Here is a 16,378-nt window from a genome sequence, read left to right as displayed (position 1 = left end):
TACCTAGTCCACTCTGCCAAGTGGGCTTTTTTATTGCGCTGAATGAAACCTAAATCCGAGTTGTTCCTTTAAATAGCGTTTAAGATTGTCTTGTAAAATCATCTCGCCGCTGTCGATTACATAATTATCTGCTGACGTTACTTCATCCCCGAAAAAGTCCTTTTTTGTTTCCGGTTCAGTCGCCTTGTCATGCCAGTTGTTCAAGACCATTGGATTTTCAATATTCATTGTGAACACCTACTTACAACACTCAGGTGAATCCCTCGGGCCGCCATATTTAAAACGGTTTGATGTAAGCGCCCTTTATTCGCCAGTCGGCTGATATCCTCTGTAAGAACCTTGATGCTCCCTGCAAGACTGATAGCTTCTTCATAATCGCCATCCCGTAACGCCTCCGATAGCATGATAGAGAGCTCTTCCGCCGACTCGATTTTTCTTTTTGCTGAATCTGCATCCGATTTAAGAAACTGATTGATCTTCATACCAGCACCGCCTGCCTTTCTTCTGTTTTCGCCATTGCAACCTGACTCATTAGCGCTTTCCGTGTCCACCTTTCAGCCAGTTCCTTCATGTTCAGTCCATGACTACGGGCCAGCGAATATATCAGCGTTTTGTTTGCCGGAATTAGATCAAAAATCTGCTTAATATCGGCCATGGGCAGTTCTTCAGGTTGTCGGCCTGGCCTATCGTTTGCCAGCCAGCGCGCTAAATGCCTTGTTGCTTGCAATGCTTCTTCAAGCTGATGAATCATATTGATTACCGCCGCGCTTGCGCTCTCGTTAAGTGCTGGATCAATTGGTGCCGCCGTCGTCGGGTGAAGTTTGAAAAGGTAATGTACCAGATCAATATGTTCGTACGCCTCGCACGCCTCAAACCACTTGATGCATAATTCCGGAGTAAGCTTACTGAATCCATTTTCAACGTCCGAAACATACCGCTGATCTTTCCCCCCTATCAAATTACCAATCTGATACTGTGCAAGTCCTGCCGCTTTGCGGACACTACGCATGATCCGGGGTAGATTATGCAAATTGTATGGGTTGTTCTCCATATGTTTGCCTCCTGATATATCCAGTTATTCACTGGTAAAATTTAATTAATGAAGGGACAAGCTTGTCCTTTTCTCGAACATTAATCTCCCCAAATTTGTGGAGATTGTTTCAAGCTGTTTCTGATGAAATGAATTTATTCACAAAATAAATCTGACCTTTTCCCGTAACCTTTGGCGTTCGGGTAGTTCTAATTGAACCATCAGGGTTATTCATTGTTCTCTTCTTAATTTCAAAGAGACCCAAATCCATACTTCGCTGTGTTGGTAGATTGAAAGACTCGCCTGTCTTACGAATTAAATAACCATTATCACGGAGCCATTGAAATAACTTGTTAGGTCCAATCTTTACGCCGTTCTGTTGAATGATTTTCGCTAACTCGCCAACAAGCACAGATGATTCAGATGCTTCCACGGATTCGGCGAAAAGAGCTTTTGGCTTCATAGATTCAATTTGCTTATTTTGCTCCTTTAGTGCGTGAAGAGTTGTTTTGAAAAATAATTTGGTATTTTCGTCTGCGTTGGACAAATACGTCTGAATGAACTGTTCATCATTTGCGACATATCCCCCGGTTTTTCTGATTGTGGGTATAACTTCAAAGGCTAACCAATCTTGAAATTGTTCGGCAATTTGATTAGATGCTCTAAAAGCCAGCTTGTACACCAATGGTTCAGGAATAAAATCACCTTTCTCTACTTCTGGAAAGTTATCCGGAAGGTAAGTATTCACACGGCTCCATCGGATTGTCACGTTGCCACTTTTGGCAACGGTAGTGAGGCCTAAGTTCCGAGCAACTTGCTCGGCATCAAAAAGGATTTGATCATTCTCAATTTTGGCTGCAACTTCGAAAATTTCATTTTTGAATGTTTGTAAATTATTCATGCCGAAGCTCCTTTCTGATAGTATGCGGTGTTCTCAGCAACCCAACGCGTGTTGCTCTCAATCCATTTAAAAAGCAAAGTCGTAGGGATTTTTTTGCCACATTCTTCGTTAACCGGAAAATCCGGACGGGCCATCAGTTCCGACATTTTAGTGGGACCGCACCGCAGCACCTCCATCGCTTCAGTTCTCGTCAAGATGTGAGGAAGCTCGTTCAAAGAGCTGAGCCGCTCTACCAACATCTCTGTTGCTCTATCAGCAATTTTGGCAGCGATCTGATCAATGAATTTGTCGTCGTATTGCATAGTGAACATGCTTTTAACCTCCTATGCTGTGTTGAATTTGAGTTCACTACTCGAAACGCGTAGTTCCTCGTCAAAAAAAAGGGTCCAATGGAATCCAAGAACCTGCGCGATAGCCTTAGCTGTTGAGACACCAGCATTTCTTTCGCCTTGCTCAATAGATGCGTATGTTGTTCTTGCGATGCCCGCTCTATCAGCAACTTGTTTTTGGGTAAGATTTTGGGATAATCGTATTTGCTTTAACCAATCCCTTACAATTGCAGGCATGTTGTTCACCTCCATAACTCATTTCGTGTCGTTGAGTTAAATATACTACGCAATTCGAGTCTTGTAAACCCCTTTTTTAAAAAAAATGACTCTTTTCGAGTAATCTATATTACTACGCTTATTGTGTAGTTATAATGTAGGTAGTTCTAAAAACGTGATGAGGCGATACTATGAATTTTTCATTTAGACTTAAAGAGCTCCGAGTGGGGAGAAAATTAAATCAACAAGAGGTTGCAGATAATTTAGGCATTGCCCGCACAACATACGCATCATACGAACAGGGCAAAAGAGAACCGGACCATGAGACACTTGTTAAAATTGCGGATTTCTTTGATGTTTCTATAGATTTTTTGCTCAGAGGCGAAGATCATTATAGAGATAAGGCCAGAGAACTCCGTAAACATAATGACGTTCGTTTTGCCGCTGTCGATGGTCGGGAGTTCTCTGATAGTGAAAAAGAGGAGATTCTTGCTGACGCATTAAGGCGCATTGACGGAATCGAAAAAATTATTGAAGAGAGATTCAAAAAGAAGAATGAAGATAAGAATTAATTATTTATTATTGTTTTGTTTAGTTTAAATAATGCTGAACAGATCGCTTTAATTTTTAAAGTTTAGTGTTAAGTTGACTGATGTTCAACTTTAATTTTTAAAGCGAAGCTTGTAATGAAACCTTCAGTTATTTTCCTTTCAAATGAACTTAGCTTTTTTAGCACGCCTCATGAAATTATTAGCAAAATTGGTAATTACCCCTTGAACTTTCAACAATTATAGTCGATTATATATAGGTATTCTATTATATGAACTGGGGGAATCAGGTTGAAAAAGTGGTTAGTTTTATTCATGTCTCTGGGCTTGGCTCTAGCTTTAGCAGCATGCGGGTCGACAGACGATGTCTCTACTGGCAGCAGTGATTCAAAAGACAAAAAAACTGAAGAGAAGAAAGACGACAGCTCCAAAAAGATTGACGCTAGTAAGCAATCTACAGAAGCACTAGGAATGAAAGTTAACCTAGGCGACGTCAAGATTATGAAAGATAAAATAAATGTTGGGCTTAACATTGAAAACACTACAGGAAAAGTCCTTACTTTTTATCCCGATCAAGGTAATGCAGTCATTGGCAGCATGCAATTATCGGCAAATATGTTCCTGACTGACGGAGAAGTCGGCGGAGACGTTCAAGGCGGAGTGAAACAGGAAGGTGTACTTGAGTTTTCAGCGCCGGACGGAAAAGAAATTGATGTTGATAAAGTCAAAGAAATCAAATTAAATTTCGGTGATGTGGTCACAGATGACTTCATGAAAACTAAAGCAGTAACAATCACTGTACCAGTTAAGTAAGGGAGAGTTAACAATGAAAAGAACAACAGAATTTGTTTTAGGCTTATTGGGCGGAATTTTCGGTTTTATTGGAGCAATTATGGCATTAATTATCGGTGGACTCGATGCCTCTTTTAATTCAAGTGGCACAAGCGATATAATTGGTTTGGGCTGGGGCGCTGTTTTCTTATCAATCTTAGGCATCGTTGCTTCAGTTGTAGTTAAGAAGAAACCTAAAGTCGGTGGAGTATTACTTCTCATTTCAGGAATCGGTGGATTGATTTGTATATCCCTCTTCTATTTACTACCTGCTGTTCTTCTTATTATCCCTGGTATCATGGGACTTGTCAGAAAAGATAAAACAGTAACGACAGCAGCTTAAAGAAAGGCCCTTGAAAGGGCTTTTCTTTTCCAGTAAATACAGAACAAACGTTCTTTATAATGCCACTTTAATCTATTTATGGACGCATTTACCGGTGTAAAATGGTACATTTTTCCCCTATAATTACATACAATCAAACAGATTTTCCACAATTTAAGCATTGACAAGGTAATGAGGGGGTCAATTACAACATGGGGTATACGCAAAGTCACTTAGAGGATTGGATCGAAAGTTTTCTCAGGGAACACAAAATAACAACGCCTTCAGAACTTAAACTTGTTAAATTATGCAGGAAGCTCAATGTATTTGTACTTTTTGATGATCGAGAAAGTTATATGTTAGATATTGCGGGGGTTCATATCGTAGGCATAAACAACCGATTAAGCTATCAACAGCAACGATCGGATTTAGCTCACGAATTATGGCACATCTTATTAGAGGGCGGCGACAACGAGCTTATGCCGCCCCACTGGAAACAGTATCAAGAATCAAAAGCAGGTTATTTTTCATATCACTTTTGTGTCCCAACATTCATGCTGCGACAGATGAACTTACCTGCAGATGAGGAAGCCGCTGCACGGTTGGTATCAGATACTTTTAAGGTAACTTTTGATTTTGCAAAAAAGAGACTAAGAATTTACTTTAATAAATTAAACTATCGTTAAGGAGGATTAAAATGGTTGTCTTTAAAAAGGAGAAATCAAAGCGTTCATCTAAAGGATATACTTGGTATTTTGTGATGGAAAACGGCCGCGATCCAAGAACAGGAAAACGCAGACAAATAAAAAGACGTGGTTTCCTATCAAAAGCATCGGCGGAGGCCGCTTATCTTGAATTGAAAACGAAGCTCATTTCAGGGATTGATGTCGGGAAAGAGAACATTCTTTTTCAGGAAATCAAAGACCTATGGTACAAAGAATACAAGCATACCGTCAAAGTCAGTACCCTGCGAGCACGAAAAAGTGAAATAGAGAGTTTGGAAGAATACTTCGGAAAAATGAAAATTAAAGACATAACCAGGGGTGTTTATCAAAAGTTTTTAGATTATCTAAGGGAGGAAAATTATTCCTTCAATACAATAAGTGGTATCCACACTACAGCAAGCATGATCTTCAAATATGCGAGACAAGAGGACATCATAAGCAAAAGCCCGACGGAATTTGTAAAACCTCAGCGTCCAAAGCTTACAGTAGAAGATATTGAATCACAAGAAGAAGCCGAAAACTTTCTTGAAGGAGAAGAACTTGTAGAGTTTTTAGACCTTACAGAGAAACACGGCCTTTTTCTCGACTTTGAATATTTCTGCATGGCTGCATTTACAGGCACTCGTTCCGGGGAGCGATTGGCCGGCAAATGGAGAGACTTAACTTTAGAAGGAGACGACCTCAAAACATTTCGAGTTACCAAAACGCTTTATTGCCCATCAAACAAAGCATCTGACTATGAACTGCTGCCACCGAAAACGCCAGCTGCTGTTAGAGATGTACCTTTATCGGACTTTTTAGCATCTTTGTTGAAAAGACTGAAGCTCAAACAAGCTAAAATAGCATATGCGAATGGGCGAACATTCAGTGATGATGATTTTATATTCGCTCGTCCTGACGGCCACCCTGAGAACATTAAAAAGATGGATACCAGAATGAGAAGGATTTTAAAACGGATGGACATAAACAAACATATTACCCAGCATACTTTTAGGCACACATTCACTTCGCTTGCTGCTGAAGCAGATGTACCTTTAGAAGAGATACAAAAAATATTAGGCCATCAAAATGATGACATAACGAAAAAAGTCTATTTACACACTACTAGAAAAACCAAAGAAAGAACTTCGCAAAAATTCAATTCTTTCATAGGTGACCTCTCAATGAAAATACAGTTATCATGACTCCTATGTGACCAAAATGTGACCAATTTCATAAAACAAAAAGAAAAACCCCTTGAAATCAAGGGGTTTCGGCATTCTTTACATCATTCCGCCCATACCGCCCATGCCGCCCATGTCAGGCATTCCTGCGCCGCCGGCATTTTCTTCTGGTTTGTCAGCAACAACCGCTTCAGTTGTTAATAGCATTGCTGCTACAGAAGCTGCGTTTTGAAGTGCAGAACGTGTAACTTTTGTCGGGTCAACGATTCCTTTTTCGATCATGTTTACCCATTCGCCAGTTGCAGCGTTGAAGCCTACGCCGATTTCTTCGTTTTTCAGGCGCTCAACGATGACAGATCCTTCAAGACCAGCGTTGTGCGCGATTTGACGGATCGGCTCTTCAAGCGCGCGAAGCACGATGTTGATACCTGTTTGCGCATCGCCTTCAGCTTCAACTGCAGCGACTTTGTTATATACGTTGACAAGCGCTGTACCACCGCCGGATACGATGCCTTCTTCAACAGCTGCGCGAGTTGAGTTGAGGGCGTCTTCGATGCGAAGTTTACGCTCTTTCAGCTCAGTTTCAGTCGCAGCGCCGACTTTGATGACAGCTACGCCGCCAGCAAGTTTCGCAAGACGCTCTTGTAATTTTTCTCTGTCGAATTCAGAAGTTGTTTCTTCCACTTGAGCACGGATTTGGTTGACGCGTGCAGCAATTTTTTCAGTATCGCCGGCGCCTTCTACGATTGTTGTGTTTTCTTTCGTTACCACAACTTTAGAAGCGCGTCCCAATTGTCCGATTTCAGTAGATTTCAGGTCAAGACCTAAATCTTCTGTGATGACTTCTCCGCCAGTAAGAACAGAGATGTCTTCAAGCATTGCTTTACGACGGTCACCGAAGCCAGGAGCTTTAACGGCAACAGCGTTGAATGTGCCGCGAAGTTTGTTGACAACGAGTGTAGCAAGAGCTTCACCTTCAACATCTTCAGCGATCAGAAGCAATGGTTTGCCTTGCTGTACAACTTGCTCAAGCACAGGAAGGATTTCTTGAATGTTTGTGATTTTTTTGTCTGTGATTAAGATGTAAGGATTATCAAGAACCGCTTCCATCTTATCAGAGTCAGTCACCATGTAAGGAGACGCATATCCGCGGTCGAATTGCATACCTTCAACCACTTCAAGCTCAGTTGTGAAGCCTTTAGACTCTTCGATTGTGATAACGCCGTCGTTTCCTACGCGCTCCATTGCTTCAGCGATAAGGCTTCCGACTTCCTCATCAGCAGCAGAGATTGCAGCAACCTGAGCGATAGACTCTTTGCCTTCGATCGGCTTAGAAATTTCTTTTAAGTTTTCGATTGCCACGGTTACGGCTTGTTCCATACCTTTACGCACGCCGACAGGATTAGCTCCCGCAGTTACGTTTTTAAGGCCTTCGCGGATCATAGCCTGTGCAAGCACAGTCGCAGTCGTCGTACCGTCACCGGCAACGTCGTTTGTTTTGCTGGCTACTTCAGCTACAAGCTTCGCACCCATGTTTTCAAACGCATCTTCAAGTTCAATTTCTTTTGCGATTGTCACACCGTCATTTGTAATTAACGGAGAACCGAATTTTTTCTCCAGAACCACGTTGCGTCCTTTTGGCCCTAAAGTTACTTTTACAGCGTCAGCAAGCGCATCGACACCGCGAAGCATAGCGCGGCGTGCTTCTTCACTAAACTTAATATCTTTTGCCATGTTAACGAAACCTCCTCGAATTTTTAAAAATATTTATTTGCTTAGCCGATAACAGCTAAAATGTCGCTTTCACGTAAGATTAAGTATTCAGCACCTTCGTATTTCACTTCAGTACCGGCGTATTTTGAGAAGATAATGCGGTCGCCCTCTTTTACTTCTAAAGCAACGCGCTCTCCGCTTTCCAACACGCGACCTGAACCAGCTGCCACGATTTTGCCTTCTTGCGGCTTTTCTTTTGCAGAATCCGGTAATACGATTCCGCTGGCAGTTTTTTCTTCAGATTCTACGAGTTCAATGACAACGCGATCACCTAATGGCTTTAACAATGTAATAACCTCCTCAATAGTATGAATATGTAATTTTAGCACTCAGCTCTAAAGAGTGCTAACACATTTATTATAATAAAGAATCTCACTTCCAATTTCAAGTCATAAGAATAAAAAATTTTCACGCTTACATGATTCTCTCTTACACCGATTTTCTCCTTTTTTCACGTCAAGTTCACTTGTGTTACAATAAGAACAAATAAGTTGATTTTATAGGATAAAGGAGTACATATCATTTGAGAAAACAGTATTGGTATATCATTTTGACATATGTTATCATGCAGCTTTCCGCATTGATCGGCATTCCTTTAATGTACAGATTCGGCTATGCGGGCGGGCAGCCTACGAATGCGAATCTCACCATGGCTCAGGGGATTTATTCCGTCGTAAGCTTTTTTATCTGCCTGATTATCGTTCTCCTGATTTTGAGAACCGCGCCGAAGCAGACATTAAGAAACGGGAAGAAAGCATCCGCCGGCATGTCCATTCTTTGGGCGGTCGCGGGAATATGGCTCGCTTTATTTTCTCAGGGAATTGCCGGGATGATTGAGCAGTATGTCTTTCACGTGAACAGCGGTTCGGAAAACACGAAAGCCATTCTCAACATTATCAAAGCCATGCCGCTTATGATTATCGTTTCTTCTATCGTCGGTCCGATTCTTGAAGAAATCATTTTCCGGAAGATCATCTTCGGTGTATTATATGAAAAAACGAATTTCTTTATCGCCGGACTGATCAGTTCCGTCATTTTCGGCATTGTGCACCAGGACCTCACACACCTGCTGCTTTACACGGCCATGGGCTTTACCTTTGCGTTCTTGTATGTGCAGACGAAACGGATTATTGTGCCGATATTCGCCCATGTCATGATGAATACCATTGTCGTGGTCATGCAGCTCGGCCCCGCCCAAAAATATATTGAACAGCATAGTGAGCAAATGCAATTAATTATTGGAGGATTGTTTGTATGAGGAACCCAATGACTTGGGGCTTGATTTATTTCGCAGTCGGCTGTATCTTTACGTATTTGGCCGCAAGCTCGCCGGGAAGCATGTGGTCTTTTTATTCCATACTGCTGATGGTTTTCGCCGCTTATAATATCAGCATCTCGTTTAAAATGTTCGCTTTCTCATTTAAAGTGAAGAAAAATCAAAAATAAAAGAAAAGCCATTTCTCATCATTGAGAAATGGCTTTTTTTATGCTGATACATCCTGGTCAGATTCGCTGCTGCCGGTCTGCTTTTTCCGATATGCGGCTTTTGAAATAAGAATACTGATCTCGTATAAAATGCAAAGCGGAATCGTAATCATCATGTGAGACAGCAGCTCAGGCGGCGCAATCATCGCGGCGATCACAAGCAGCACAAAATACGCGTACTTCCTGATTTTCGATAAAAACATCGGCGTTACAACACCGAGCCTCGTCAAAAACATGATCAGCACCGGCATCTGAAACAGCAGCCCGAACGGAATTGTCAGCTGCAGCAGAAAATGAAAGTACTCGCTGATTCCGATCACCTGATTGACATCCAAGTCATTCGAAACCCGCTTCATAAAATCAACGACCAGCGGAAATAAAATATAATAAGAAAATGACACACCGCTGACAAACAGCACGATTGAAATCGGAATATAGCTGAGTGTTACTTTGCGTTCCTTCTCATACAGCCCCGGACTGACAAACGCCCAAATCTGATATAGAATAATCGGCGAAGTCAAAATGATGCCGATAATAAACGCGAACTGCAAAAAGATAAACAGCGGATCCGTCAGGTTAAAAGCATTAAGGGTGAGCTCTTTTACTTCATCGGCTTTTTGAAGATACACAATGATAGGTTTTGCCAGAAAAAAGCCGGCAATAAAGAAAACCGCAAAGGATAACGCCACAATCAGCAATCGTTTCCGAAGTTCGGCAATATGCTCCACAAGCGTCATTTGATTCACTCTCATACGTGTCATCCTATCTTACTGTTCTTCTTTCTTTTTTTCCTCTTCTTCACCGGCTAATCCTTTAGTAGCGTTCTTAAATTCTCGAAGCGTGTCCCCCGCAGCTTTTCCTAATTCGGGAAGCTTCTTCGGACCGAAAATAATCACCGCCACCACACCGATAACCGCCAGGCTTCCAGGACCGATCATGTGCAGCTCCTCCTTTCGTTATTCAATTTCTTCCAAAACAGAATAATGCTTTAAGAAATAAACCAATGATTGAAGCTCTACAGCTAAATCTATATGATGAATTCGAATGTGATCCGGCACATTCAAACGGGCCGGCGTAAAGTTAAGGATTCCCTTGATTCCGAGCGCCACGAGCCGGTCGGTGATTGACTGAGCGGCAACCGCCGGAACGGTGAGAATCGCCACGGGTTCATCCTTAATGTGAAGCTCTAAATCATCAAGATCAAAGACAGGCACACCGCCTACCTCAGTTCCTATTTTACTCTGATTCACATCAAAAGCCATAGATATTTTTGTGTTATTATTTTTTGTGAAATTATAGTGAAGAAACGCTGTCCCTAAATTCCCGACACCGATCAAAATGACATTTGTCGTTTCATCCTGATCCAGTGTTTTTCTGAAAAATGACAGCAGGTAATCCACATTATAGCCGTATCCTTTTTTGCCGAGCGCCCCGAAATAGGAAAAATCCCGGCGGATCGTGGCCGAATCGACTTTTACCGCATCGCTCAGTTCAGCTGAGGAAACACGCTGCTTTCCTGACGCGTGTAAATTCTTTAAAAAGCGATAATAAAGCGGCAGCCGTTTTGCCGTCGCCTGCGGAATTTTTGATTGATCCTTGTTCATGATTGGTCCTCCACTTTATACTCAGATGCATCTCTTTTAAAATCACCGTTTTTGCCGCCCGTTTTTTCCATGAGGCAGGTCGGGCCGATGACCATTCCTTTATCCAGCGCCTTGCACATGTCATAAACGGTCAATGCGCAGACTGAAGCGGAAGTTAGCGCTTCCATTTCCACACCTGTACTCCCTTTCGTTTTTACGCTTGCCTGTATATGAAGAACGGCTTCGGAATCCTTTTCCTCCCAGCCGAATGAAATGTCGACGCTGCTTAAAGAAAGCGGGTGGCACATCGGGATAATCGCTGACGTCTGCTTTGCAGCCATGATTCCGGCCACCTGTGCGACAGCCAGCACGTCTCCTTTTCCGATCTCCCGGTTTTTGATTCTGCTGTACACGTCATGCTTCATGTGTACGCTCGATATCGCAGCGGCAGTACGGACTGTTGAAGATTTATCGCTTATATCCACCATGCGGGCACGGCCTTCTTCATTAAAATGAGAAAATCCATTCATATTTAAACTCTCCTTACTTCTGATCATACACTATTTTCTCCCTGATGTCTTATCCTATAATGTTCCAATTCTGATGTATTGTTTGCTGACAGCAGGTTGATAAGCTACACTTAACTTATTATAACAGAGGTGAAATAATATGATGATCTTACAAATTAATCAGCTATCCAAATCTTTTGGCGCTGATCCTATTTTAAACAATATAAAGCTTGAAGTCAGATCCCGGGATCGCATCGCCATTGTAGGCAGAAACGGAGCCGGCAAATCAACTCTCCTTAAAATTATCGCAGGTCACCTTTCATATGAAAAGGGTGAATTAATCAAACCGAAAGAATTAACGATGGGATACCTTGCCCAGCACACAGGCATGGAATCTCAGCTTACCATAAAAGAAGAATTGCTGAGTGTTTTTGATTTCCTGAAAGCAATGGAAAAAGAAATGCGCTCTATTGAAGAAAAGATGGCCACTGCCGCCCCGGCGGAGCTTGAGACGCTGATGAAAACCTATGACAGGCTTCAGCAGGACTTCAAGAATAAAGGCGGCTATCAATATGAAGCGGATGTCCGGTCTGTCCTTCACGGCCTCGGCTTCGGCAAATTTGACGATTCCGTGAAAGTGCAAAGCCTGAGCGGCGGTCAGAAAACAAGGCTTGCTCTCGGAAAGCTCCTTTTGACCCAGCCTGATCTGCTTATTTTGGATGAACCGACGAACCATCTCGACATCGACACGCTCACATGGCTTGAGCATTATTTACAGGGATATTCTGGCGCCATCCTGATCGTCTCCCACGACAGATACTTTCTTGATAAAGTCGTCAGCCAAGTGTACGAGGTCTCACGGACAGAAAGCAAAAAATACCTCGGCAACTACAGCGCCTATTTAGAACAAAAAGCCGAGCAGTACGAGAAAGACCTGAAGCTGTATGAAAAACAGCAGGACGAAATCGCCAAGCTTCAAGATTTTGTCGACCGCAATCTGGCCAGAGCATCAACAACGAAAAGAGCCCAGAGCAGACGAAAACAGCTTGAACGGATGGATGTCATGGCAAAGCCGCTCGGTGATGAAAAATCAGCGGCCTTCCGTTTTGAAATTACAAAACAGAGCGGCAACGACGTGCTTCGCGTACAGGATGTCTCCATCAGCTACGACGGCCAGCCTCCGCTCTTGAAAAACCTGACCTTCGGCGTTACAAGAGGCGAAAGCGCCGCCCTTGTCGGACCCAACGGAATCGGCAAGTCAACCTTGCTGAAAACCATTATGAACACGCTCAGTCCCGAATCCGGGTCGATCTCGTACGGTTCCAATGTCACAATCGGCTACTACGATCAGGAGCAGGCCGAACTGACCTCGTCCAAACGCGTTTTGGACGAGCTGTGGGATGAATATCCGGACATGCCGGAAAAAGAGATCAGGACATGCCTCGGCAATTTTCTGTTCAGCGGAGACGATGTCCTGAAACCGGTCCGTTCTTTAAGCGGCGGTGAGAAAGCAAGAGTCGCGCTTGCCAAGCTGATGCTTCAAAAAGCAAACTTTCTCATCCTTGATGAACCGACAAACCACCTTGACCTGGACAGTAAAGAAGTGCTGGAAAACGCCCTGATCGACTATCCGGGCACACTGTTATTTGTATCGCATGACCGCTACTTTATTAACAGGATCGCCACAAGAGTGCTGGAGCTGTCTCAAGACCATGCAGAAGAATATTTGGGAGACTATGACTATTACACCGAGAAAAAAGCCCAGCAGCTGGAACTGGAAGAAATGAAGCGGCAGGAAAAGGAGCAAGCACAGCCTGCCGGCAAGGTCAAACAAGACACGAAAAGAACATATGAAGAAGAAAAAGAATGGAAGAAGAAAGAGCGGCAGCGCCTGAGACGCATTGAAGAAATCGAAGCGGCCGTCTCATCCGCCGAAGAGAAAATCAGCGCCAATGAGGAGCTGCTGTGCGACCCTGAGGTGTATCAGGATCATGAAAAAGTACAGACCATTCACGCTGAGAACGAAGCTCTGAATCAAGAGCTGGAACAATTATTAGCGGAATGGGAAGAACTCTCATCAGAAGAATAGTAAAAGTCAAGCACCTCTTTAAGGGGTGCTTTTTTATCCACAGCTTTCTTCCTTGTCAGCCATTTAAGTAAGCGCTTTATACACACTATCCACAAAATTTTCTGATTTTATCCACTTTACTCACAACTCGCAGCCCCTTATCCAGTATGGATTTCTGAATATATACACAATCCTGTGGATATGTTTGAATTATCTGTTAATAAGTCAAAAAAAAGCCTCACGTTTTACAACGTGAGACGATCAAAAGACATTAATTCCAAACCAGGCTGTCCGTTCATATCGTATGAACCCCGAATCCCCTTTTCAAAAGCAACAGTTCCGGCAGCCGCAATCATCGCTGCATTGTCCGTGCATAAAGAAAGCGGCGGGATGATAAGTTCAGGATCTCCCGCATGGCTGAATTCCTGCTGCAGCGCGGCTCTCAAGCCCTTGTTCGCGGCTACGCCCCCTGCAAGCAGCACTTGTTTAACCCCGTATTCTTTCGCGGCCTTAGAGGTTTTTGCCGTCAGTACATCAATGACACTCTGCTGAAAGCTCGCGGCAAGATCCTCCGGAGGAATCACCTCATTTTTTTGCGAGGCGTTATGAAGCGTGTTAATCACGGCTGACTTCAAGCCGCTGAAGCTGAAATTGTAAGACCCTTCTTCCAGCCACGCGCGCGGAAGCGGAATGGAGTCCGTTCCCACAGCAGCCAGCTTATCAATCTGCGGTCCTCCCGGATAAGGAAGCCCCATCGTTCTTGCCACTTTGTCGTATGCTTCACCTGCTGCATCGTCCAGCGTTTCACCGATAACATCGAAGGAACCGTGCTCTTTCATATAGACCAATTCCGTATGTCCGCCCGACACAACCAAAGCAAGCGCCGGGAACTGAAGCTCTCCTATCAGCCTGTTTGCATAAATATGGCCGGCAATATGATGAACGCCGACTAACGGAATTTGATGGGCGAAGCTTAACGCCTTTGCCGCATTGACGCCGATTAAAAGAGCCCCGACAAGACCCGGTCCTTCCGTTACGGCAATCGCGTCAAGGTCATCTAAGCCCAACTCCGCTTGTAAAAGAGCTTCCTCAATCACAAGGGTAATCTGTTCCACATGATGTCTGGACGCAATTTCAGGTACGACCCCGCCGAACCGTTTATGGCTTTCAATTTGAGAAGCGACAACGTTTGAAATGATGTCTTTCCCGTTTTTCACGACTGAAGCCGCTGTTTCATCACAGCTTGTTTCGATTCCTAATACATATATATCTTGTTTTTCACTCATGTAATGTCACCCACATTAATAACGCATCTTCCCCGTTATCTGTATAGTATTGTTTTCTGATTCCTCCGGCCTGAAGACCGAATTTTTTATATAAGGATTGGGCGGGATGATTTGAGACCCTGACTTCGAGAGAGAGCCTTCTTGCCTTTTTTTCTCTGCACAATTCTATCGCAGAGCCAAACAGCGCTTCTCCCAATGATTGGCCCCGGTATTCCGGCTTAATGGCTATGTTCGTAATCTGCGCGTCATCTATAATAATCCAGATTCCGCAATAACCTGCCAGACAGCCGTCCTTTTCAATGACAAGGTAGTGCGCATACGGATTTTCCAAAAGCTCATGATAAAATGAATCCTTCGTCCACGGAGAAGTGAAGGATGCTGTTTCAATTTCATAAATTTGATCAATATCTTCCGGCCGCATGCTTCGAATCGCCGTTTTCGTTTTCATCCCCATCACCCTATTTTTGAGATTCCATCCATTTCGCTTCAGCCTCTGCCAGACGCAAATAATCCGGAACAAGGCTGTGGACATCCGCTTCTTCTTTTTCCAAGCCTAAAAACGCCAGCTCTGACGGCCGCGGATTATGCTGCGCAGCCGTTCCTATCACTGCTTGAGAAGCCAATTCATGTTTAATGGTTTCTTCATGAATGGCTGTATCGTGCCCTAAAAATAAAACCGGAGACGCTTTTTCTCTCAGCATGCCAAGCCAATCAGTCAAAAGCACATTCTGGTCAGGAAGAACGGATTGTAATCGGCCGTCCTGATATTCATAAAGACCCGTATACACTTGTCCGCGACGGGCGTCAAATAACGGGCAGATCAGCCCTTGAAAGTGCCGTCCGTTAGCCGCCAGCACCTCCAGGCTCGATACAGCGGAAATCGGAAGCTTCAGCGACCAGGCCAATGTCTTCGCCAGCGTCACACCGATTCTGACACCTGTGTACGATCCCGGCCCTTTCGCCACTACTATTTTCGTAAGGTCCTGCGGTGTTAAACCGCAATCCGCCAGCAATGAATTGACAGCAGGCATCGCCCGCACGGAATGATTCTTTTTTAAATATGTAATATACTCCGCCATCACCGTTTTTTCACGAACGAGCGCGGCACCCAGCGTGTAATTTGACGTATCAATTGCCAGTATTGTCATGTTTACTTATCTCCTCACAAAGCGTTTCATACCGTGTTCCGCAAGCCGTAAAGGTAATGTCCCTTTCCTCATCACCGGCTCTCTTGATGACGATCTGCAGCCGTTCGACAGGCAGCTGCTCCTGAATTAAATGAGCCCATTCAATTAAACAGACGCCTTGTCCCTCAAAGTATTCTTCAAGTCCCAAGTCTTCGCTTTCATCCTCCATGCGATAAACATCCATATGATATAGAGGAAGCGAACCGTCATGGTATTCTTTTATAATTGTGAAAGTCGGGCTGTTTACCACTCTCGTGATCCCCAGACCTTCGGCAAAACCCTTTGTAAAAGTCGTTTTTCCCGCGCCTAAGTCGCCTTCCAGTGTCAGAATATCTCCCGGCTTTGCCAAAGAAGCGGCAAGCTTGGCAACGGCTTTTGTTTCTTCGGGGTTTTTCGTTCTCCATTGTAATGTCTTCAAAGTG

At 43.7% G+C, this 16,378-nt stretch carries 24 protein-coding genes; 8 read left to right on the top strand and 16 right to left on the bottom strand.

The annotated features are described in order from the left end of the window. Positions 1 to 30: 30 nt before the first annotated feature. From ACW5MY_RS03065 to ACW5MY_RS03040, 6 genes are all read right to left on the bottom strand, one after another. Positions 31 to 228 carry a YqaI family protein gene (locus tag ACW5MY_RS03065; RefSeq protein ID WP_013351193.1) on the bottom strand — a complete coding sequence of 66 codons (198 nt, stop codon included), beginning with the start codon at positions 226 to 228 and terminating at the stop codon, positions 31 to 33. Next, the gene (locus ACW5MY_RS03060) at positions 225 to 482 is read right to left on the bottom strand and encodes a YqaH family protein (protein WP_013351192.1); all 258 of its coding nucleotides are present in this window, start codon (positions 480 to 482) and stop codon (positions 225 to 227) included. The genes ACW5MY_RS03065 and ACW5MY_RS03060 overlap by 4 nt, the downstream gene beginning before the upstream one ends. Next, on the bottom strand, positions 479 to 1,051 hold the full coding sequence (locus ACW5MY_RS03055; protein ID WP_003155916.1) for a helix-turn-helix domain-containing protein: 573 nt from the start codon (positions 1,049 to 1,051) through the stop codon (positions 479 to 481). Before ACW5MY_RS03055 ends, ACW5MY_RS03060 begins: the two co-directional genes overlap by 4 nt. Positions 1,052 to 1,160: 109 nt before the next feature. Next, entirely contained in the window at positions 1,161 to 1,931 is a 771-nt protein-coding gene (locus ACW5MY_RS03050) for a phage antirepressor (RefSeq protein WP_013351191.1), read from the bottom strand. After that, the gene (locus ACW5MY_RS03045; RefSeq protein ID WP_041481599.1) at positions 1,928 to 2,242 is read right to left on the bottom strand and encodes a hypothetical protein; all 315 of its coding nucleotides are present in this window, start codon (positions 2,240 to 2,242) and stop codon (positions 1,928 to 1,930) included. The genes ACW5MY_RS03050 and ACW5MY_RS03045 overlap by 4 nt, the downstream gene beginning before the upstream one ends. Before the next feature lie 12 nt (positions 2,243 to 2,254). Beyond that, on the bottom strand, positions 2,255 to 2,497 hold the full coding sequence (locus tag ACW5MY_RS03040) for a helix-turn-helix transcriptional regulator (RefSeq protein WP_041481598.1): 243 nt from the start codon (positions 2,495 to 2,497) through the stop codon (positions 2,255 to 2,257). A gap of 170 nt (positions 2,498 to 2,667) precedes the next feature. Between ACW5MY_RS03040 and ACW5MY_RS03035 the strand changes: the two genes are divergently transcribed. The 5 genes from ACW5MY_RS03035 to ACW5MY_RS03015 all read left to right on the top strand — a co-directional run bounded on the left by ACW5MY_RS03035 (position 2,668) and on the right by ACW5MY_RS03015 (position 6,086). Beyond that, positions 2,668 to 3,048, top strand: a complete 381-nt coding sequence (locus ACW5MY_RS03035; protein ID WP_013351190.1) for a helix-turn-helix domain-containing protein — start codon at positions 2,668 to 2,670, stop codon at positions 3,046 to 3,048. A gap of 267 nt (positions 3,049 to 3,315) precedes the next feature. Beyond that, positions 3,316 to 3,837 (top strand): hypothetical protein, encoded by a 522-nt coding sequence (locus tag ACW5MY_RS03030; protein ID WP_013351189.1) that lies wholly within the window; start codon positions 3,316 to 3,318, stop codon positions 3,835 to 3,837. Positions 3,838 to 3,850: 13 nt separating this feature from the next. Beyond that, on the top strand, positions 3,851 to 4,198 hold the full coding sequence (locus ACW5MY_RS03025; RefSeq protein WP_013351188.1) for a DUF4064 domain-containing protein: 348 nt from the start codon (positions 3,851 to 3,853) through the stop codon (positions 4,196 to 4,198). A gap of 191 nt (positions 4,199 to 4,389) precedes the next feature. Continuing rightward, positions 4,390 to 4,863, top strand: coding sequence for an ImmA/IrrE family metallo-endopeptidase (locus ACW5MY_RS03020; RefSeq protein ID WP_041481597.1), 474 nt, complete (start codon positions 4,390 to 4,392; stop codon positions 4,861 to 4,863). 11 nt (positions 4,864 to 4,874) lie between these two features. Beyond that, on the top strand, positions 4,875 to 6,086 hold the full coding sequence (locus ACW5MY_RS03015) for a site-specific integrase (protein ID WP_013351187.1): 1,212 nt from the start codon (positions 4,875 to 4,877) through the stop codon (positions 6,084 to 6,086). Between the two features lie 78 nt (positions 6,087 to 6,164). Here ACW5MY_RS03015 and groL read toward each other — a convergent pair whose 3' ends face one another. Next, positions 6,165 to 7,799, bottom strand: coding sequence for a chaperonin GroEL (gene groL, locus ACW5MY_RS03010; RefSeq protein ID WP_013351186.1), 1,635 nt, complete (start codon positions 7,797 to 7,799; stop codon positions 6,165 to 6,167). 41 nt (positions 7,800 to 7,840) lie between these two features. Then, complete coding sequence (groES, locus tag ACW5MY_RS03005) at positions 7,841 to 8,125, bottom strand: co-chaperone GroES (RefSeq protein WP_013351185.1); 285 nt, start codon at positions 8,123 to 8,125, stop codon at positions 7,841 to 7,843. Positions 8,126 to 8,361: 236 nt separating this feature from the next. Here groES and ACW5MY_RS03000 point away from each other — a divergent pair, with 236 nt between their 5' ends. Both ACW5MY_RS03000 and ACW5MY_RS02995 read left to right on the top strand, forming a co-directional pair. Continuing rightward, a complete protein-coding gene (locus ACW5MY_RS03000; RefSeq protein WP_013351184.1) occupies positions 8,362 to 9,096 on the top strand; it encodes a CPBP family intramembrane glutamic endopeptidase in 735 nt (244 codons plus the stop codon). Further along, positions 9,093 to 9,284, top strand: a complete 192-nt coding sequence (locus tag ACW5MY_RS02995; protein ID WP_003155975.1) for a YdiK family protein — start codon at positions 9,093 to 9,095, stop codon at positions 9,282 to 9,284. The genes ACW5MY_RS03000 and ACW5MY_RS02995 overlap by 4 nt, the downstream gene beginning before the upstream one ends. Before the next feature lie 38 nt (positions 9,285 to 9,322). Here ACW5MY_RS02995 and tatC read toward each other — a convergent pair whose 3' ends face one another. From tatC to moaC, 4 genes are read right to left on the bottom strand one after another with little or no spacing between them, the layout of a single operon-like run. Next, on the bottom strand, positions 9,323 to 10,084 hold the full coding sequence (tatC, locus tag ACW5MY_RS02990) for a twin-arginine translocase subunit TatC (RefSeq protein ID WP_088030482.1): 762 nt from the start codon (positions 10,082 to 10,084) through the stop codon (positions 9,323 to 9,325). 6 nt (positions 10,085 to 10,090) lie between these two features. Further along, positions 10,091 to 10,261, bottom strand: a complete 171-nt coding sequence (locus ACW5MY_RS02985) for a twin-arginine translocase TatA/TatE family subunit (RefSeq protein WP_003155981.1) — start codon at positions 10,259 to 10,261, stop codon at positions 10,091 to 10,093. 18 nt (positions 10,262 to 10,279) lie between these two features. Then, positions 10,280 to 10,927, bottom strand: coding sequence for a redox-sensing transcriptional repressor Rex (locus ACW5MY_RS02980; protein WP_013351182.1), 648 nt, complete (start codon positions 10,925 to 10,927; stop codon positions 10,280 to 10,282). Continuing rightward, complete coding sequence (gene moaC / locus ACW5MY_RS02975) at positions 10,924 to 11,436, bottom strand: cyclic pyranopterin monophosphate synthase MoaC (RefSeq protein WP_003155986.1); 513 nt, start codon at positions 11,434 to 11,436, stop codon at positions 10,924 to 10,926. Before moaC ends, ACW5MY_RS02980 begins: the two co-directional genes overlap by 4 nt. 139 nt (positions 11,437 to 11,575) lie before the next feature. Between moaC and ACW5MY_RS02970 the strand changes: the two genes are divergently transcribed. Further along, entirely contained in the window at positions 11,576 to 13,504 is a 1,929-nt protein-coding gene (locus ACW5MY_RS02970) for an ABC-F family ATP-binding cassette domain-containing protein (protein ID WP_014469833.1), read from the top strand. Positions 13,505 to 13,728: 224 nt separating this feature from the next. On the opposite strand, the gene tsaD is transcribed toward ACW5MY_RS02970, so the two are convergent. From tsaD to tsaE, 4 genes are read right to left on the bottom strand one after another with little or no spacing between them, the layout of a single operon-like run. Continuing rightward, positions 13,729 to 14,769 carry a tRNA (adenosine(37)-N6)-threonylcarbamoyltransferase complex transferase subunit TsaD gene (gene tsaD, locus ACW5MY_RS02965; protein ID WP_013351180.1) on the bottom strand — a complete coding sequence of 347 codons (1,041 nt, stop codon included), beginning with the start codon at positions 14,767 to 14,769 and terminating at the stop codon, positions 13,729 to 13,731. Further along, on the bottom strand, positions 14,762 to 15,217 hold the full coding sequence (gene rimI, locus ACW5MY_RS02960) for a ribosomal protein S18-alanine N-acetyltransferase (RefSeq protein WP_013351179.1): 456 nt from the start codon (positions 15,215 to 15,217) through the stop codon (positions 14,762 to 14,764). Before rimI ends, tsaD begins: the two co-directional genes overlap by 8 nt. Positions 15,218 to 15,227: 10 nt before the next feature. Further along, positions 15,228 to 15,917 (bottom strand): tRNA (adenosine(37)-N6)-threonylcarbamoyltransferase complex dimerization subunit type 1 TsaB, encoded by a 690-nt coding sequence (tsaB, locus tag ACW5MY_RS02955; RefSeq protein WP_013351178.1) that lies wholly within the window; start codon positions 15,915 to 15,917, stop codon positions 15,228 to 15,230. Further along, positions 15,898 to 16,374, bottom strand: a complete 477-nt coding sequence (gene tsaE / locus ACW5MY_RS02950; RefSeq protein ID WP_013351177.1) for a tRNA (adenosine(37)-N6)-threonylcarbamoyltransferase complex ATPase subunit type 1 TsaE — start codon at positions 16,372 to 16,374, stop codon at positions 15,898 to 15,900. Before tsaE ends, tsaB begins: the two co-directional genes overlap by 20 nt. Positions 16,375 to 16,378: the final 4 nt, after the last annotated feature.

The organism is Bacillus sp. Bwzl_19, from assembly GCF_054900515.1.
This window is presented reverse-complemented; position numbering and strand designations above follow the sequence as displayed.

Bases quoted from the DNA above. Each gene is read 5' to 3' on its own strand.
- ACW5MY_RS03065 (WP_013351193.1), bottom strand. From the start codon at position 228: ATGAATATTGAAAATCCAATGGTCTTGAACAACTGGCATGACAAGGCG.
- ACW5MY_RS03060 (WP_013351192.1), bottom strand. From the start codon at position 482: ATGAAGATCAATCAGTTTCTTAAATCGGATGCAGATTCAGCAAAAAGA.
- ACW5MY_RS03055 (WP_003155916.1), bottom strand. From the start codon at position 1,051: ATGGAGAACAACCCATACAATTTGCATAATCTACCCCGGATCATGCGT.
- ACW5MY_RS03050 (WP_013351191.1), bottom strand. From the start codon at position 1,931: ATGAATAATTTACAAACATTCAAAAATGAAATTTTCGAAGTTGCAGCC.
- ACW5MY_RS03045 (WP_041481599.1), bottom strand. From the start codon at position 2,242: ATGTTCACTATGCAATACGACGACAAATTCATTGATCAGATCGCTGCC.
- ACW5MY_RS03040 (WP_041481598.1), bottom strand. From the start codon at position 2,497: ATGCCTGCAATTGTAAGGGATTGGTTAAAGCAAATACGATTATCCCAA.
- ACW5MY_RS03035 (WP_013351190.1), top strand. From the start codon at position 2,668: ATGAATTTTTCATTTAGACTTAAAGAGCTCCGAGTGGGGAGAAAATTA.
- ACW5MY_RS03025 (WP_013351188.1), top strand. From the start codon at position 3,851: ATGAAAAGAACAACAGAATTTGTTTTAGGCTTATTGGGCGGAATTTTC.
- ACW5MY_RS03020 (WP_041481597.1), top strand. From the start codon at position 4,390: ATGGGGTATACGCAAAGTCACTTAGAGGATTGGATCGAAAGTTTTCTC.
- ACW5MY_RS03015 (WP_013351187.1), top strand. From the start codon at position 4,875: ATGGTTGTCTTTAAAAAGGAGAAATCAAAGCGTTCATCTAAAGGATAT.
- groL (WP_013351186.1), bottom strand. From the start codon at position 7,799: ATGGCAAAAGATATTAAGTTTAGTGAAGAAGCACGCCGCGCTATGCTT.
- ACW5MY_RS02995 (WP_003155975.1), top strand. From the start codon at position 9,093: ATGAGGAACCCAATGACTTGGGGCTTGATTTATTTCGCAGTCGGCTGT.
- tatC (WP_088030482.1), bottom strand. From the start codon at position 10,084: ATGACACGTATGAGAGTGAATCAAATGACGCTTGTGGAGCATATTGCC.
- ACW5MY_RS02985 (WP_003155981.1), bottom strand. From the start codon at position 10,261: ATGATCGGTCCTGGAAGCCTGGCGGTTATCGGTGTGGTGGCGGTGATT.
- ACW5MY_RS02980 (WP_013351182.1), bottom strand. From the start codon at position 10,927: ATGAACAAGGATCAATCAAAAATTCCGCAGGCGACGGCAAAACGGCTG.
- moaC (WP_003155986.1), bottom strand. From the start codon at position 11,436: ATGAATGGATTTTCTCATTTTAATGAAGAAGGCCGTGCCCGCATGGTG.
- ACW5MY_RS02970 (WP_014469833.1), top strand. From the start codon at position 11,576: ATGATGATCTTACAAATTAATCAGCTATCCAAATCTTTTGGCGCTGAT.
- tsaD (WP_013351180.1), bottom strand. From the start codon at position 14,769: ATGAGTGAAAAACAAGATATATATGTATTAGGAATCGAAACAAGCTGT.
- rimI (WP_013351179.1), bottom strand. From the start codon at position 15,217: ATGAAAACGAAAACGGCGATTCGAAGCATGCGGCCGGAAGATATTGAT.
- tsaB (WP_013351178.1), bottom strand. From the start codon at position 15,917: ATGACAATACTGGCAATTGATACGTCAAATTACACGCTGGGTGCCGCG.